9 protein-coding genes are annotated in these 18377 nt (G+C 48.4%); all 9 read left to right on the top strand.

What is annotated here, in order from left to right:
• Positions 1-13: 13 nt before the first annotated feature.
• The 9 genes from MHI48_RS26590 to MHI48_RS26550 all read left to right on the top strand — a co-directional run bounded on the left by MHI48_RS26590 (position 14) and on the right by MHI48_RS26550 (position 18371).
• Entirely contained in the window at positions 14-9130 is a 9117-nt protein-coding gene (locus MHI48_RS26590; protein WP_076328852.1) for an SDR family NAD(P)-dependent oxidoreductase, read from the top strand.
• 47 nt (positions 9131-9177) lie between these two features.
• Positions 9178-10023 (top strand): 3-hydroxyacyl-CoA dehydrogenase family protein, encoded by an 846-nt coding sequence (locus tag MHI48_RS26585; RefSeq protein WP_036668119.1) that lies wholly within the window; start codon positions 9178-9180, stop codon positions 10021-10023.
• Positions 10024-10107: 84 nt separating this feature from the next.
• Positions 10108-10350 carry an acyl carrier protein gene (locus MHI48_RS26580; RefSeq protein WP_036668118.1) on the top strand — a complete coding sequence of 81 codons (243 nt, stop codon included), beginning with the start codon at positions 10108-10110 and terminating at the stop codon, positions 10348-10350.
• A 77-nt stretch (positions 10351-10427) separates the two neighbouring features.
• On the top strand, positions 10428-11585 hold the full coding sequence (locus MHI48_RS26575) for an acyl-CoA dehydrogenase family protein (protein ID WP_235193722.1): 1158 nt from the start codon (positions 10428-10430) through the stop codon (positions 11583-11585).
• Positions 11582-12607: an HAD family hydrolase gene (locus MHI48_RS26570; protein ID WP_076328853.1), complete on the top strand. Its 1026-nt coding sequence runs from the start codon at positions 11582-11584 to the stop codon at positions 12605-12607. The genes MHI48_RS26575 and MHI48_RS26570 overlap by 4 nt, the downstream gene beginning before the upstream one ends.
• 30 nt (positions 12608-12637) lie before the next feature.
• A complete protein-coding gene (gene fabD / locus MHI48_RS26565; RefSeq protein ID WP_036668114.1) occupies positions 12638-13897 on the top strand; it encodes an ACP S-malonyltransferase in 1260 nt (419 codons plus the stop codon).
• A gap of 108 nt (positions 13898-14005) precedes the next feature.
• A complete protein-coding gene (locus MHI48_RS26560) occupies positions 14006-17641 on the top strand; it encodes a non-ribosomal peptide synthetase (RefSeq protein WP_218641004.1) in 3636 nt (1211 codons plus the stop codon).
• Positions 17642-17911 carry a phosphopantetheine-binding protein gene (locus tag MHI48_RS26555; RefSeq protein WP_051449549.1) on the top strand — a complete coding sequence of 90 codons (270 nt, stop codon included), beginning with the start codon at positions 17642-17644 and terminating at the stop codon, positions 17909-17911.
• Positions 17898-18371: a hypothetical protein gene (locus MHI48_RS26550; protein WP_036668112.1), complete on the top strand. Its 474-nt coding sequence runs from the start codon at positions 17898-17900 to the stop codon at positions 18369-18371. The genes MHI48_RS26555 and MHI48_RS26550 overlap by 14 nt, the downstream gene beginning before the upstream one ends.
• Positions 18372-18377 lie beyond the last annotated feature (6 nt).

The raw sequence follows: 18377 nt of genomic DNA, 5'->3' as shown, positions 1-18377 counted from the left end.
GAAGGAGAACCCGATGAACCAAACAAGCCAAATGCTGAGAATGATTATTGAGAATGCAGCCGCGGGCAAAATTGACAAGCAGGTTGCTGGCCAGCTGCTCAAAGGATTGAAATCGGAGGGTAGGCGGAACGACTCTGAGGGAATCGCCATTGTTGGCATATCGGCCATGCTTCCGTCCGCGGACAATATTGGCGAGTTTTGGGACAACATCCGTGATCGCTGTGATTCCATTGCTAATTTTCCGGACTCTCGTCGTCAAAATATTGATGCATATCTCCAATATGCAGGATATGGAGAGGACATCAAATACAGTGATGGTTCTTATCTGAAAGACATTGACCAATTTGATTACAAATTATTTCGGATTCCGCCGCGGGATGCGGCGCTGATGGACCCTTTTCAAAGACTGTTTCTACGAACAGCCTGGAGTGCCCTCGAAGATGCAGGATATGGTGGGAAAAGTCTGGCTGGCAGCCGTACAGGCGTATATCTGGGATTCGCCAGCAACATTAAGGACAGCTATCTGCGAATGATTCAGGACATCGATATTCAATTAACTTCCGATGCAGCCGTCGGCAATATTGCCGCCATGATGCCTGCACGAATTTCGTACCTTCTGGATCTGAAGGGGCCTTCAATGGTGGTGGACACGGCCTGTTCATCCTCATTGGTTGCCGTGCATCTCGCCTGCCAATCCATTCGGAATGGCGATTGTGATATGGCACTTGCCGGTGGATTACGTGTGAACCTGATGCCACTGGATACGGAATATTACCGTGGGGGGCTTGAAGCATCGGATGGACGAACAAGAGCCTTTGACCATTCATCGGATGGGGCTGGAATCAGCGAAGGGGTTGCTACGGTATTACTGAAACCGTTGAGCAAAGCGCTCAGGGACAAGGACCAGATCTATGCGGTTATTAAAGGCAGCGCCATCAATCAGGACGGAGCTTCTATTGGGATCACCGCTCCCAACCCGGAGGCCCAGGCCGATGTGATATCAAGAGCGTGGGATCAGGCCGGAATTCACCCGGAGACCCTGTCTTACATTGAGACACACGGAACGGGTACGAAGCTGGGAGATCCGTTGGAACTTGAAGGCTTAGAGCTTGCTTTCCAGAAGTATACGGATAAAAAGCAATTTTGTCCGATCGGTACCGTGAAATCGAATATTGGTCACCCCTATGAAGCGGCAGGTCTGGTCAGTCTGATCAAGGCGGCACTGGTTATCAAAAACCGTGAAATCCCGCCATCTCTTCATTTTGACAGACCCAATGCACAGATCGACTTCAAGACATCACCCGTGTATGTAAACACAAGACTTCGTAAATGGGAAGCAAAAGGATCTCCGATGCGCTGTGCAGTAAGCAGTTTCGGTTTTAGCGGAACGAACTGTCATCTGGTGCTGGAAGAAGCCCCGGTTGCTACAGATGTTGACTCTTCTTATGCGAAGGAAGGTCTGGTTGTGTTGTCCGCCAAGTCTGAGCCAGCTCTGCGGGAACTGGTCGCCACATATAGCCGATTAATGCAGGAAAAACCGCCTGCATGTCATCTGCAGGATCTGTGTTATACCGCGAGTGTCGGCAGAGGACACTACAACTTCCGATTGGCTGTATTAGCAGAGAGTCTCGCGGATCTGGGACTGAAACTGCAAGTCCTATCCTTGGCGGAAACGTGGAATGAGCCTGAGTCTTGGTTTAGCTTCGGGGAGCACAAAATCGTTCCTGCCAGTAAATCACAGCTTGAGCCAAGTGATATGACGGAAGCGTCACGGAAGAAGCTTGATCGACGGGTACAGGAGCTTACGCAAGAGGTTACCCTCTCCGAGTGGACTGATGAGGCTGGCGTGTCCGAACTTGGTTCGTTATACGTACAAGGGGCAGACGTAGACTGGGTGGAACTGTACAAAGGTACCGGTGTGCGTCGGGTCAGCCTGCCCGTGTATCCTTTTGAATCCCATCGCTGCTGGATTGATCTGCCCGAGGATCTGGTTTCGAGTCGTATCGATAGAGGTGCAGCAGTGCCTGTTCAACAGACAGAATATTTTCATTATACGATGCAATGGAGAGTTGCTGAACGGAAACGTTCGGGCAGCGGGATCTCCGTTTTACCGGGAACGGTATTGCTGATTGCAGGCAAGCCTGGTGCAGATGATTCTGTAGCTCGTGTGCTTGAGCGCACGGGCGTGAATATAATCCGGGCTGTAGTGGGCTCTGCTTATGCACATGTGAGCGACAATCGGTATACGCTTGGTGACGAGGAAGCGGATTACGACCGTCTCTTCGCAAGCCTTCGGGACAAGTCGGTGGATCACATCATTCATGTTGGCTGTTCTTTGGATACCCCGCAATCGGGTATTCACAGTCTGAATGAATTGCAGAACAGCCAGCGCCAAGGTGTGTACAGTGTGTATTATTTAGTGCGTGCTCTGATGAGAAGTGATTTTGCCGAGATTGCTGGTATTACACTGATTGCATTGAACGCCCACAATATTACGGGAGACGAATCCGCTCAGCGGCCGGAACATGCGCCATTCCTGAGTCTAAGCAAGGTATTGAGCCGTGAGCATCCATCCATCTCTTTCCGCTCCATAGACGTAGATGCAGACACCGCCACAGATGACTGGGTGGAGGAAGCGCTGGAGACAGAAGGTCAGGGGGATTATCTGGTCGCGTACCGTGGTGGACAACGTTATGTTGAAGAATTTACGCGTGTGCAGGTTGCTGAGGATGCCCCATTATCTGTACGCCATCAGGGCGTATATCTGATTACTGGGGGTGGCGGTGGTATTGGTCTGGAAACTGCGCGTTTCCTGGCTTCCAAAGCACCTGTGCGCCTGGCTCTGATCAATCGGACCCCGATACCGGATCGTATACATTGGGAGAACTTGATGAACCAGCCCGGTCAAGCCAAGCTTCGGCGATTCATTACAGCCGTTACGGAGCTGGAGGCTAAAGGTTCAGAAGTGTCTTGGTACAGTGCGGATGTAGCTGACTGGGAAGCCATGGATATGGTGATTCGGGATATGCGTACACGTTATGGGGCCATTCATGGAATTATTCATGGGGCGGGTGTCGGAGGAGATCAGCTTCTGTTGGATCGGAGTGAAGAACGATTCAGCGAAGTGCTGGCATCCAAAATATATGGTACCTGGAATCTGGATGAACTGACCCGCAGTGATGATCTGGATTTCTTTGTAATGTACTCTTCTGTAGCCACGATGTTCAGTGGTGTAACGCAAGCAGACTATGTGGCAGCCAATGCCTACCTGGATGCCTTTGCTGATGAACGTACCTTAAGAGGAAAACGCACGCTCACCGTGAATTGGACCACATGGAAAGAGACGGGCATGTCGGTGGATGCCGGTTTTACCGCAGACACCATCTTCAAAACGGTCCTTACGGCACAGGCGATACAGGGTTTGGCACAGGCGATGAACTCTTCGATCCGCAGGGTGCTGATCGGGCAACTGAACTTCAGTGGAGGCGGCGTTCGCTTGCTGGATAAAATGCAGGTTCGGTTGTCAACAGAACTCAGCGGCAAAGTGGCCGAATATCTGCAAAGCGCTGCTTCCAAAACGAGGTCGACCAAGAAGGCTGGCAGCACTTCAAATGGTGAAGTGAAATTATCAGGCAAGAGCGGGGGCGGATATACGGCTACCGAACGCCATGTCGCCAGCGTATGCAAAGAAGTTCTTGGATTTGATGAAATCGATATCTATGAGAATTTCTTTGAGTTGGGTGCGGATTCCATTCTGCTGCTGAAAATTCACGCGGGGCTCTCCAAGAGGTACTCTGGTGTTCTTGCCGTGACGGACTTGTTTGAATTTTCTACGATCCATAAGCTGGCTGAATATATTTTCAAAGAACATGGTGAATCGGAAGAAGACGCTAATCCTGTATTGAGTGATATAGATGATGCATATGCGACCAGCGAAAAACAGGAATCCACGCATGTTGCGGAGCAAGCAGAGGCAGGTTCCCAAGATCAGCAGCGTCCAGGACAAACTGTGCCTGGACCTTTGTCAGGAGATTTAGCCATCGTAGGGATGGCTCTGAATGTAGCTTCCACAACTGATGTATCCGAATTCTGGGAGCATATTCAAGGCAAGGTAGATCATATCCGTCCTCTCCCGGAACGAAGACAACAGGATCTGGACTGGTATTTGCAAAATACAAGGCTGGATCTCCCGGAACTGGATTCCAAAGCGGGAGCTTTTATTGAAGACATTGACTTATTCGATTATTCATTTTTCAAATTATCACCTAAGGAAGCCAGTCTGACAGATCCGAATCAACGTCTCTTCCTGGAGACGGTGTGGAGGGCCATTGAAGATTCGGGTTATGGCGGCGGGAAATTGGCCGGGTCAGATACCGGTGTCTATTTGGGTTATTCAACCAACACAGTCGATATGTATTCACGATTCATATATGAGACGGATTTGGGTGCTCTGCCGGATGCTGTGGTGGGTAACACACCATCGATCATTCCGGCCCGCATATCGTATTTGTTGAATTTGAAAGGGCCAAGCATGTTGGTAGATACGGCCTGTTCTTCGTCTCTCACAGCGGTGCACATTGCTTCGCGTGCCCTGTTAAGTGGAGAGTGTAGCATGGCCGCAGTCGGTGGAATCAAAATCTCAACCATGCCGATCACCAAAAAGAATGAAAACATGCTCCAGGGACTGGAGTCCGGTGATGGAAAGACCCGGGCATTCGATGATGATTCCGATGGTGCTGGACTTGGTGAGGGCATCGGGGTAGTGATGCTAAAAAGGCTGGATCATGCCTTGAGGGATGGGGATCAGGTATACGCCGTTCTCAAAGGCACTGCGATGAATCAGGATGGCAGTTCAGCCGGTATTACGGCTCCCAATCCAGCGGCTCAACAGGAAGTCATCACCAAGGCCTGGAAACAGGCGGGTATTCATCCCGAGACCATTACTTACATGGAAACGCATGGCACGGGAACCGCACTGGGTGACCCGATTGAAATCAAAGGCATCCAAAATGCGTTCCGACAATTCACGGACAGACGCCAATTCTGCGCGGTCGGTTCCATTAAAACCAATCTGGGTCATACCTCTGAGGCAGCAGGCATGATCAGTCTGATCAAAGCTGCACTGGCTGTCAGACATGGTGTGATTCCGCCGAATCTTCATTTCAATCGTCCGAACCGGAATATTGATTTTCATGCATCGCCTGTATATGTGAATACACGATTACGACCGTGGAAAGTGAAGGACGGACCGCGTCGCTGTGGTGTCAGTGCGTTCGGTATTAGTGGTACGAATTGCCATGTCATTCTGGAAGAACCCCCGGTGACAATACCCGTATCTGCACCAGTAACAGCACGTCCTCATTTGCTGGTATTGTCTGCCCGATCCGAAGAGGCACTTCAGCGGCTGGTTGCCGACTATGTTCGCCTGCTTGAACGGAACGAGCAATATGCACTCGCAGATATTTGCAGTACAGCAAGCACGGGACGAGGGCATTACCCGTTCCGGTTGTCACTTATGGGGCGGGATACGGAAGGGCTGCTGAACACGCTTAGACAGTTGGAGAACAAACCGTTTCAATCCATTGCACAACTAGGTGTAGAGTTCGGTGAACATCGGACTGTTCCCAAGAGCAAGAAGGATAAGGCTGCTGGTGAAATGACCGAATCGGAAAAAATGGGTCTGAGCCAATTAATGCGTTCAGCGATCCAGAGCTTTGTACAGGATGGACGCGAGTCGGAGTATTTGTTAAAGCAGATCGCCCATCTGTATGTACAGGGAGCAGATGCGGACTGGGAAGAACTGTACGCAGGTGAACACCCTCGTAAAGTCAGCTTGCCCGCGTATCCGCTGGAACGGAAGCGCTGCTGGATTAACATTCCCGAACGTCCACAGCTGCGTGAGGTCTCGATAGAAGAGGTCCCGGCTCCTCTGCACTATGCCGCTATGTGGAAAGAAATGAATCGAATATCGATTGGTCAACAGGGTGGCAGTACAGAACCGGTTGTAATGTTAATGGATAGAAATGGCACAGCCTCATCCGTAGCTGGGAAACTGGAAGCGGAAGGCCGGCTTGTGATCAAGGTTTACCGCGGAGAGTCCTACACCAATCAAGCCAATGCCGAATTTACCATTCGATCATGTGAAGAAGATTATGAACGGTTAATCCGAGCGGTAGAGCCTTATAAAATCTCGCAGCTTCTTCATTTCTTTGCACTGGATCAGGATGCGGATGAAGGTACTGTAGGGGAATTGGAAGAATCGCTTGATCGTGGCGTGTACAGTCTGTTTTATTTGTCCAAAGCGATGTCCAGGGTTCATTTCAAACGTCCGGTCGACTTGGTACTGGTGACATCTTGTACACAAAGCGTTACGGGCAGTGAGCTGTACATTCGTCCAGAACACGCACCCATGGTTGGGCTTGGCAAGACCATCTGTCATGAGATGAATCAATTCCGTTGCCGAAGCATTGATATTGATGCCGAGACACCGATGGAGCAATGGCTACAGGAAATTCGCGACCCGGACACGTTATATCTTGCTGCGTACCGGAAGGGGCGGCGATATGTTCAGGAGTTGGGCGAAATCCCGATGTCCTTGCTGCCGGAACGACCGATACACATGCGTGAAGGCGGTGTGTATCTCATTACTGGAGGGACAGGCGGAATTGGAATGGAGACGGCGAGTGCACTATCTTTAGCGCCGGAGAAAATCAAACTTGTATTGATGAACCGCTCACCGTTTCCAGAACGGGCAACATGGGAAGAGGTGCTGTCCTCAGGTGAGGAAACGAAGTTAACCGCTCAGATTCAACGGATCAAAGAGATGGAAGCTCAGGGCACAGAAGTACATCTATACAGCGTAGATATTGCTGACCCCATTCAGCTTGCTTCGGTGCTCAGCAAAATCAGACAGCAACATGGTCTGGTGTCTGGTATTATCCACGGCGCTGGTGTGGCTGGCGAAGGTTTCCTGATGAATAAAGACCGTGAAGCCTTTGAACGCGTGATGCGGCCTAAAGTGCTGGGAACATGGAGTCTGGATCAGCTGACACGGGCGGATCAACCGGACTTCTTTGTCATGTTCTCCACAGCTACCACGTTCTTTAGTGAACCTGGACAAGGGGACTATACCGCTGCCAATGCCTATATGGATTCGTTCGCAGCTCATCGCAGGCAAGCAGGTTTGTCCACCCTTGCGGTGAATTGGACAGCATGGAAAGAGACCGGCATGGCCCGGGATTTTCATGCCAATTCAGATGGAGGATTCAAGGCGATCACAACAGCCCGAGGCATCCAAGGGCTGCAAGAAGCCATGCGCAAGGATATAACCCAGGTTCTGATCGGGGAACTCAACCGGGAAGGGATTTATCAGCATGTCTCTGATGATATGCCGCTCATGCTGTTTTCTTCCGATATTAGCGAGGCCATTGAGACAGGACGTAAGGGAGATTCAAGTCGTTCACATGAATCATCAGGCGAGATGAAGTTGCTGGGCAGGATGGACGAAGTTTATTCCGTCATTGAGAGCGCCTTAGGCCGACTATGGAGTAAATCGCTTGGGGTCAATGAACTCAGTATTTATGATGATTTCTATGAGTTGGGTGGAGACTCCATTCTGGGTCTCAAGATCGCCAATGGTCTCACAAAAGAGTTGTCGATTCTCGTGAATACAGCAGAGATCCTGATGTATCCAACCATTGCGGAATCGGCTGCCTATCTGGAGGAGTCTTACGGTCTTTCCATAGGTGAAGATTCTGTGGGAGCACTGCCTGCTCTGACTCGCGTGGAGAACCAACCGTATTACCCAGTCTCTTCTGCACAGAAGAGATTCGTCGTTCTGGACCGACTGGAGGGTCAAAACACCAATGCAAACATACCAAGAGCCTCCATCATGGAAGGGGACTTTGAGCATGGGGCATTTGAACAGATCATTCGCAAGCTGATTCAACGTCATGAATCCTTCCGGACTTCGTTTGAGATTCTGGACGGTATTCCTTATCAGAAGTTATGGGATCAGGTCGACTTCAACGTGGGTTATTCAGAGTGTACCCGGGAACAACTGACCGAGAAGCTCCTTGGTTTTGTGAAACCTTTTGAGTTGGATCAGGCACCATTATTCCGTTTTGAAGTGGTTAAGCTTGCAGATCGTGTACACGCCGTATTTTTTGATATGCATCATATCATCACAGATGGCATGTCCATGGACATCATTATGCAGGAAATCATTGATCTGTACGAAGGGCGTGAACTGCAACCACTCACCATTCAGTACAAAGATTATGCCGTGTGGCATAATGCCTTGCTCTCCTCTGGTGCTCTGCTCAAACAGGAAGAGTATTGGTTGAACCTGTATCAGGATTCCATTCCACAGCTCAAATTGCCTACCGATTATCCTCGTCCTTTGGCTAATGAATTCGAAGGAGATCAGGTCGTGTTTATCGGCAATGAAACCTTGACTATGGATCTGGAACGTATGGCTGCGAAGACAGGAACAACCTTGTTTATGCTGCTGCTTGCAGCATATAACGTTTTACTGGCCAAATATGCAGATCAGGAGGATATCGTTGTGGGCTCTCCCATTGCGGGCAGATCTCACGCCGATCTGGAGGATGTCGTTGGTGTTTTTATTAACATCATCACGATTCGTACCAAGCCACAATCCGGGAAAACGTTCCTGGAGCTGCTGGCTGAAGTTAGGGAAGGCGCCTTGAGGTCTTATGAGAATCAACAATTTCAGTTTGAAGACCTGGTGCGGAAGCTTAACTTGAACAGAGACAGACACCGTAATCCTTTATTCGATGCGATGTTTGCCCTTCAGAATGTAGGTACAGTGGACGTTACTGTGGGCAAATTCACTACGACTCCATATGAGTTTGGAGCTGCGGAAAGTCGTTATGACGTGTATCTCGAAATCATCGAGAAGCATGACAAGCTGCGATTTAATCTGGAGTATCGTACCAAGCTCTTCAAGCGGGAAACGGCGGAGAAAATGCTTAACGATTATGTAGAGCTGCTGCAACAGTTATTGCTTCATCCGGAACAAAAACTCGGCGAGATTGAACTGGAAAGCAGCAAGCATATGCTGGTTTCTTACGATACGGCCTCAGAAGATCTTGATTTTAATTTCTGATCAGGGAGAGCATAGCCTCTCCCCCACAAACAGGAGGAACAGGGACAATGAAGAAGATCGGGGTAATTGGAGCAGGCGTGATGGGCCGCGGTGTAGCCCAGAGTTTTGCACAGACAGGTCATGAGGTTGTCTTGGTGGATATCAAGGATGAAGTGCTGGAGAGCGCTGGAGAAGAGATCTATAACAATATCCGGATGCTGAGGTTATTCAAGAAAGTAGAGGGACTGGAAGACCCGGAGATCATCATGGAGCGCATCCATATGACGACGGAACTGGAGATGCTTCGTGAAGCTGATATTATCGTTGAAAATGTGAATGAACAGTGGGACATCAAAAAGGAAGTGTACAGCCTGATCGATCCGATCTGTCATGAGGCATGCATATTTCTGGTGAACACTTCGTGTATCTCCATTACCAAAATTGCAGCACTAACCAAGCGGCCTGATCGGGTCATTGGTACTCATTTTATGAATCCGGTTCCCCTGAAATCAGCAGTTGAAGTGATCAAGGGTATGCACACCTCGGATCGTACCATTGAAGAAGTAACTGAACTATTGTCATCCATCGGTAAAGAGACGATTCTGGTTAACGACTTTCCCGGATTTGTCTCGAACCGGATTTCCCATCTGTTTATGAATGAAGCTGCTTTTGTTCTACAGGATCAGGTGGCTACAGCACGTGAGGTGGATGATATTTTTGTGAAATGTTATGGACACACGATGGGACCGCTGGAGACAGCAGATTTAATCGGCTTGGATACTGTTGTGGATTCGCTCGATGTGCTGTATGAGAGCTATCAGGACCCGAAATTCCGTTGCTGTCCTTTACTGAGAAAGATGGTGCACGCCGGACAGACTGGAAGAAAGTCGGGGGAAGGTTTCTATAGTTACTAATCAACTGCATGAATCGTTCATGGCATGAAAAGCTTTATTGCGTATTCAAAACACCATTTTAATGAGGGAAAGGGAGTAATACACATGGAAGAAGTTAAAGGTAGAGTTCGCAAGTTTCTGGGTCGTTTTTTCAAAAAGCACGAGCTTCAGGACGACGAGGATATCTTTGCCCTTGGTTTTGTGAATTCGTTGTTTGCGATGCAACTAGTTATGTTTCTGGAGAAGGAATTCTCCATTCGTGTCGACAATAAAGATCTGGATTTGCAGAACTTCAAGTCCATTAACGCCATCGTTGAGCTTATTGAGAGCAAGATGGTCAGTTCTTAGGAAGCTGATTCGGTCCACAGTCCAGTGTACCGTTTGCATTCATCCAGTCCCATTCTAAGGAGGTTAACGTGTTGAAAATGGAATTGAGCGAACAGCAGCTCCAATGCAAGCAGGATGCTGCATCATTTACCAATCAATATATCGTCCCATACGCAGGCTTGCACGATAGAGAGGAACGGCTTCATCCAGAGGTTATCGATTCGCTGAAATCCTCCGGTTATCTGGGTTCCATGATTCCTAGGGAGTATGGAGGCATGGGGCTTGATCCGATATCGGTTGGGGTGCTGAATGAGGAGATCGGAAGAGGATGTTCATCCGTCCGGAGTCTGCTTACTGTTCACGGTATGGTAGCCATAGCCATTCAGAAGTTTGGTTCCGAAGATATGCGGTCCTATTGGTTGCCACGACTGGCCTCGGGTGAAGTCATTGGAGCCTTTGGACTGAGCGAACCGGGAGTGGGCAGTGATGCCAAAAGCATCGAGACTATTGCCGAATTGGATGGAGATGGGTATCAGCTGAACGGGAAGAAAAAGTGGATCACGATGGGTCAGCTTGCTGACCTGTTTCTCATCTTTGCCCAAGTGAATGATAAACCAACCGCATTCTTGGTGGAACGGAATAATTCGGGATTGAAGACGCAGCCGATCAACGGAATGCTGGGGGTTAAAGGCTCGATGCTCGCGGAACTGCATCTGGAGCATTGTTATGTTGGCCCGGATCGTATGGTAGGGAGCCCAGGTATCGGTGTTTCCATGGTAGCCTTGCATTGTTTGGATTATGGTCGCTACACCGTAGCTTGGGGCTGTATTGGACTGGGACAAGCCTGTCTGGATGCTTCACTGAGTTATGCAGGCAGCCGCCGTCAGTTCGGAACTCTTTTGCAGGAAAATCAGTTAATTCAGAAAATGCTGACAGAAATCATTGTGGATGTGAGAGCAGCGAGGCTCTTATGTTATCAATCCGGTTATCTGAAAGAAGTAATGGACCCGGATTCCATTATGGAGACCTGGACGGCTAAATATTATGCGGCTGATATGGTCAACAAGGTAGCGCACCGTGCGGTACAGATTCATGGAGCCAAGGGCTGTAGTGCGGAGTATCCAGTGGAGCGCTTCTATCGGGATGCCCGCGTGAATGAGATTATTGAGGGCACCACACAAATGCATGAGATGGTTATTGCTTCATACGCTGCGAGTACCCATGAATCCGTACAAGAGGAGGCTGTTTTGTCATGAAAAAAATTAAATGTGTGATCTGGGATTTGGACCATACCATTTGGAACGGAATTTTGCTGGAGGATGAAGAGGTCACGCTGAAAGAAAATATTGTAGAAGTAATCCGTACACTGGATGAACGGGGCATTCTGCAATCGGTTGCCAGCCGTAACGATCATGAACTGGCAATGGCCAAATTGGAAGAATTCGGCTTGCGTGAATATTTCATCTATCCACAAATCAATTGGAATGCCAAATCCCGATCGGTAAAAACGATTGTGGAGTCCATCAATATCGGAATGGACACGATTGCCTTTATCGATGATCAGCCTTTCGAACGTGAGGAAGTATTATTCACTCACCCCGACGTGCTCTGTATCGATGCGCTGGCCTACCTTGAATTAACGGATATGGATGAGATGAACCCACGTTTCATTACCGAGGATTCTGCCTTACGCAGAAAGATGTACATGAATGATATTGCTCGCAATGAGAAGGAGGAGGAATTTGAAGGTACTCAAGATGAATTCCTGGCCTCTCTTGGCATGATCTTCACGATCTCCGAGGTGAAGGAAGGGGATCTACAGCGTGCAGAGGAACTGACGGTGAGAACACATCAACTGAATGCCACAGGTTATACCTACTCTTACGAGGAACTCGATCAATTCCGGTACTCTCCACGTCACAAACTGCTGATTGCAGGATTGGAGGACAAGTACGGCACATATGGAAAAATCGGACTGGCTCTGCTCGAATTAAATGACGAAGTTTGGACGCTTAAACTACTACTGGTCTCCTGTCGCGTTATGTCTAGAGGAGCAGGTACGTTGCTGCTGCATCATGTGATGCGTATGGCTAAGGAAGCGAACGTCCGTTTGCAGGCCGAGTTTGTATCAACAGATCGCAATCGTACGATGATGATCACTTACAAATTTGCTGGATTCCGTGAGATTGAGCAGAACGGAGATTTTTATTTGTTTGAGAGTGATCTAAGCATGATTCAGGATCAGCCTGCGTATGTGTCCATGGAAGTTATCGCGTAAACCCAATCTAAGAGGCGAGGTGTTCAATCAATGGAAAAAATAGCATTTCTGTTTCCAGGGCAAGGTTCCCAATATATAGGTATGATGAAAAACTTCTATGATCAGTACGAGATTGCAAGACAAACGTATGAAGAAGCTAATCATATTCTGGGCTTTGATCTGGCCAAAATGAGTTTTGAAGGCAGCCTGTTTGATCTGAACAAACCTTCCAATATGCAGCCGGCATTGCTGACAGCAAGTGTTGTTGCCTATCGTGTCTACATGGAGGAGATCGGGATCAACCCGCAGTTCTGCGCGGGTCACAGCCTGGGTGAATATGCAGCACTAACATGCTCCGGTGCCATGACATTTGGTGATGCTGTGCGGATCACCAAGCGGCGTGGCGAATTGACCGAACTCATCGCAGATGAAGCAGATGGGGGAATGACCATCATTGATGGTGCAGATGAGGGTATGATCCGCAGAGCCTGTGAGCAAGTGTCAACCGATACGGCCTGGTCTGCGATCTCCTGTTACAATGCTTCAGGTCAGTATGCCATATCCGGTCATCAGGATTCGATTGAACAAGTTGAATCCCTCTTGCTGGATCAAGATGCCCAGACGACCCCGTTGATGATGAGTGCGCCGTTTCATAGCCGTTTGATGGAGCCGGCCGGTGAACAGCTTGCGGTAGAACTTGCCAATTATCGTTTCCACCCATTCAAGTGGCCCGTCGTATCTAATGTGACCGCTACTCCGTATACCGAAGCTGAGCGAATTAAGGGACTGCTCCAAAGGCAATTATCCCAGCCGGTGAAGTGGACACAGACGATGCAATATCTCAAAAAGCATGGTGTCACGCTGACGATTGAACTTGGACCAAAGAATGTCCTGAGCGGACTGGTGGAGCTGGACAAGCTGGGCATGAAGTCTTTTGCCTATGGACAGAAAGAGGACCGCAAAGCATTGAAGGAGTTGCTGGATCAGGCTGTTGTATCCAGACCGAGACCAACGGTAGTGACCAAATGTATGGCCGCGGCGGTAGCCACACCGAACCGGAATTGGGATCAGGAGCAATATCAAAAAGGAGTCGTTGAGCCTTATAAACGAATCCAGCAGCTTCAAGAAGAACTTGAGGCAGCGGATCGGGCACCGACTACGGAGCAGATGAAATTGTCTCTGGAATGGCTGGGTACCATATTCGAAACCAAACAAGTAGAGCAGGAAGAGCGGGATGACTGGTTCCACCAGATCCTGGACGAGACGGGACAGTATTATTTGTGGAGTGACGATAAAGTTCCTACGGCATAACAAGTACGTGTACACCAATCAACCGGCATGACAGGTGAGATCAACACTTGTTGTGCCGGTTTACTATGTATTCGGGGTGAGATCATGGATATCCATCTACTCAATGTTATGATGTCGAGTGATAAATTTAAGGAAGAACGAACGTACTGGCAGGAACAACTAGATGGCGATATTCATATAGGAACTTTGTTTGACGGAATTCTACAACCTTCGATCCAGACTGGGGAACCAAACGTACAGGTTCTTTCCTTTTCCTTTCCAGATGAACTGTCCGCAAGATTGATCCGCATGAGCGGGGGATCGAATCTGGCGTTGTATATATTGCTTTTATCGGGATTTCAACATCTGTTGTATCGTTATTACGGACACCAGAATGTGTTGTTGGGTATGCCTCTAACTCCAGAACAAGTCGAGGATTTTCGCAGTTCTCACTTGCTTGCGATTCGTGGAAAAGTAGACGAGGCAGCATCGTTCAGACAACTGGTATTGGATACCAAGGCTGAAGTCATGTCGGCCCGAACGTACTGGCATTTTCCTTACGATAAGATGGCAGAGAAGCTGGGACGACTTCCCGAGGAGTGCGAGTTGAAGACGGTTTTGTATATGAAAGGAATTCATGAGGAGCCTGTTCTGGATGAAGGAACCCATTGTTCACTGGAGTTTGATCGCGTAGACCAACGACTTCACATGACCCTCCGTTATGGTGCAATACCTCTTGAACCCAGTCAACCCGAGCGTTTATGTTCCCACTACATACGATTGCTGGAACAGACAACAGCCTTACCAGACCAACCCTTATCCATAAGTTGGCTCCTTTCTTCGGAAGAGGAGAATGAAATCATGGAAAGCTGGAACAAAAGTCCACGTTCTTCCCTGCCAGAGGAACGTTCTGTCTGTACTTTATTTCTTGAACAAGTGAACAGAATACCCAACCAGACTGCGGTTATAGAGGGAGATCGCCAAATTTCGTATCAGTCCCTGGAGGAGCAATCCAATCAACTGGCCCGTCTCTTGCTTGCCTCTGGAGTGACTGCCGAAAGTCCAGTGCTTGTCATGATGGCAGGTTCCGTGGAATTAATCATTACGATCCTGGCAGTGTTCAAGGCAGGCGGAACCTATATTCCTCTTCATCCTGAATATCCCCTGGAGCGTATACGTCATATTTTAATGGAATCGGATGCACGTATTTTCCTGACGGGAAAGTTGGAAACGGAGGTACAACAGGCTCTAGAGGAGATGACATTGGCTATGCCCTCAGGCTCAGGCATAGAAATGATTAAGCTGGATGATGCCCCATGGGGAGCAGAAGATGGAAGTGGTTTAAGTACCTTACCTGATATGAGTGGTCTAGCATACATTCTATACACCTCCGGATCAACGGGTCAGCCCAAAGGGGTCGGAGTAGAGCAACGAAATCTGAGTGCATACGTGAACGCTTTTCAAGCCGAGTTTCAACTAAATTCAACAGACAAGGTGCTTCAACAAGCCGCCAGTACCTTTGATACTTATATGGAGGAAGTGTTTCCTGCATTAACTGCGGGGGCAACACTTGTTGTGGTTCAGCGGGAACAACTGTTAGATATTCACGGACTGGTGCAGTTACTGGACCGACACAAGGTCACCCTTGTCAGTACTACACCTCATATTCTGAGGGAGCTTAACCGGATGCCCAATCTTGCGAGTGTTCGCACCTTTATCAGCGGTGGGGATGTGTTGAAGATGGCGGACATTGGACATCTGCTCACCTATACCAATGTATACAATACGTATGGTCCCACGGAGACGACGGTATGTGCGCTCTATGAGAAGCTGTCATCAGAGACTGTTGATCCGATTCCGGTAGGTCGCCCCATTCAGGGTTATTTCGTACATATTGGAGATTGGCATGGACGAATGTTACCCGTGGGCGTACCCGGAGAAATATGTATTTCAGGCAAAGGGGTATCCCGAGGATATGTAGGATTGCCGGAATTGACGGATCAGAAGTTTGCCGAGTCACCGTTTGTTGAAGGAGAGCGGATGTTCCGCACAGGCGATACGGGGATGTGGACAGCGGAAGGCCGCGTGTTGTTTCTGGGAAGGATGGACAAGCAGGTTAAAATCAGAGGTCATCGGATTGAATTGGCAGAAGTTGAGCGACATCTGAACCGTTACGGTCCGATTGGCGAATGTGTTGTACTGACGATCGGAGTCGAAGGTGAAAAGGTGCTAACCGCTTATATCGTGGCAGATACGGAGCTGTATGTCATGGATGTTCGCCAATATCTGATGTCATTGTTGCCCGAATATATGCTGCCTTCAAAATACATTCAAATATCACATATGCCGCGGACGATCCACGGGAAGATAGATACACGAGAGTTATTGAACCAGAAGCAGTCTTTACATTTTGGAATGAACTATGCACCGCCTGAGAGTGAGCTGGAGCACCAACTGGTACATGTCTGGTGTACATTACTGGAAATGGAACGGATCGGTATCGACGACGACTTCTTTCAGCTTGGAGGGCACTCCCTGCTTGTGATTCGAATGGAGGTCGAACTGGAGAATCTCGGTATTCGGGTACTGCCTTCCATTTTGTATGACAATCCGACCATAAGGATGCTTGCAACGGTTCTGAAAGATAATCCCGGGCTTGCAGATTCAGATGAAAGTGAAAATAACGGGCAGGCATCTGACGTTGTACAGGTTAACAAGACGTTATCATCATCTATAGGCATGGAGCATTCATGGGGAGCCCATTCCGATGGATACCATCCTTTTAACGATGTCTTCTTCAAATTATGTTTCTATAACTCTTTATTCCCGATTGTATTGCAGCAGAAAAAAAGCATACATCCGTTCTTCATCCATCATGTGGACGAGTATCTATGGTCTGACAATGAGCAATTTCTTGTGAATGGTTTCTTCTCCTGCCGCAAAGATACGGACATTCTGGACGATCTGGGCATTGGCTATGAAATGGTGAAAATCAGCGAGGACATTATACAGGATGTCAGTCGAGCTGTACTGAATGCCAGACCGGTTATTGTCTGGGTTGACGTCTATTACACATCCATACGCAATGATACCTATCTCAAAAAGCATATTCCACATACCTGGCTTGTATACGGTGTTGATCCGATCAACCAGACGTTTACCGTGATGGAGCATAAGCATCATGATAACTTGTCATATGAAGAACGAACCGTCAGTTACCAGGATCTGATGGACAGTTATCATGGTTATATCGATCATTTTAATATGGAAGTAAACACCTTCTATACGTTCTACAACAAGCATAATCCGGTGATACATCGAAGAGATTCCAGTCAGGAGCAGTTGGAGGCATACTGGCAGATCTATGTGAGTCACATGGAAGAGCAACAGGAGCGGGTGGAGAGCAGTTTGGCAAGGCTGGTGGAGAGTGTGCCGCAGTTCGAGGCCGTTGTTCATGATCAACAACTGGTGTCTTCAATGGCTGAGGATTGGGTCATTTCGCTTCATAAATTGATTAGTGCCAAAAAGGCAGAGGTGTATCGTTGTGCCAATCTAACGGGTGCGGATTCCAGATTGACACATATTCGTGAGCGTATTGTCATGGAGTGGAGTGATATTCGCGCAGTTCTGGCCAAGTACGTGCTTACTTCTTCATATAAACCAACATCGTTTCATAAACTCCCGGAGATATACAGGAATATAAGCTTGCTTGAACGGGAGTATTACGATGAGTTGGCTAAATCTCACATGATGGGGAGGATCTGAATGAGTGAAATCATGACATTGGAGACCCGAATAATACAGGTCATCGACAAGGTTATGGCGTGTGGAACGGATACTCAGATGGATCAAGCCTGGGGCGAACTGGGGACGAATTCGCTCGATTACATTAAAATTGTGGTTGAGATGGAGAAAGAATTCGACATTGAAATAGACGACGACCGATTGACCTTTGTGCAAACCGATACGATTGCCGATTTCAGGGATTATCTGGTCAGTCTCATTGAAGGAGATTCGGAACATGAGCCGGACTAGACGAATAGGACAGATCTGGTTCAGGCTTTCTATTCAATTACCCGTGGCGGCACTTGTTATTATTGGATTAACCGTAACCGCATTAGTGACACTAGCCATGCAATTCCATACGACCTCCTATCTGCGCAGTGAGACCGCCAGTGCAAGTGCAGTGGCTGAATCTCTGCAAGGGGAGAACACCAAAGTACACATTATAGCTGAATTTACAGAAAAGCCTGATTCGGGATTTAAGAAAGGCGACTCCTTGATCTGGTACACAGAAGAACAGGGTAAACGTTATGCTGCGCAGATTCTTGAGGTTAATCAAGACCCCACATCAGCTACCACTCGTATTACAGCCGAAGGTGTATGGAATGAAGAGCTGGGGGAGCGGATGAAGTCCTCCCATACAACCGAGATCTCGATTGTTACGGAGGTACAGTCCCAGAGCCAGACCGTACTTGAGAGCTGGATATCCTAGAGGAGG

Source organism: Paenibacillus sp. FSL H7-0942 (genome assembly GCF_045040715.1).
Classification (GTDB): Bacteria; Bacillota; Bacilli; order Paenibacillales; family Paenibacillaceae; genus Paenibacillus; species Paenibacillus amylolyticus.
Note: the sequence above shows the minus strand (reverse complement) of the source record. Positions and strands in the feature narration are given on the sequence as shown.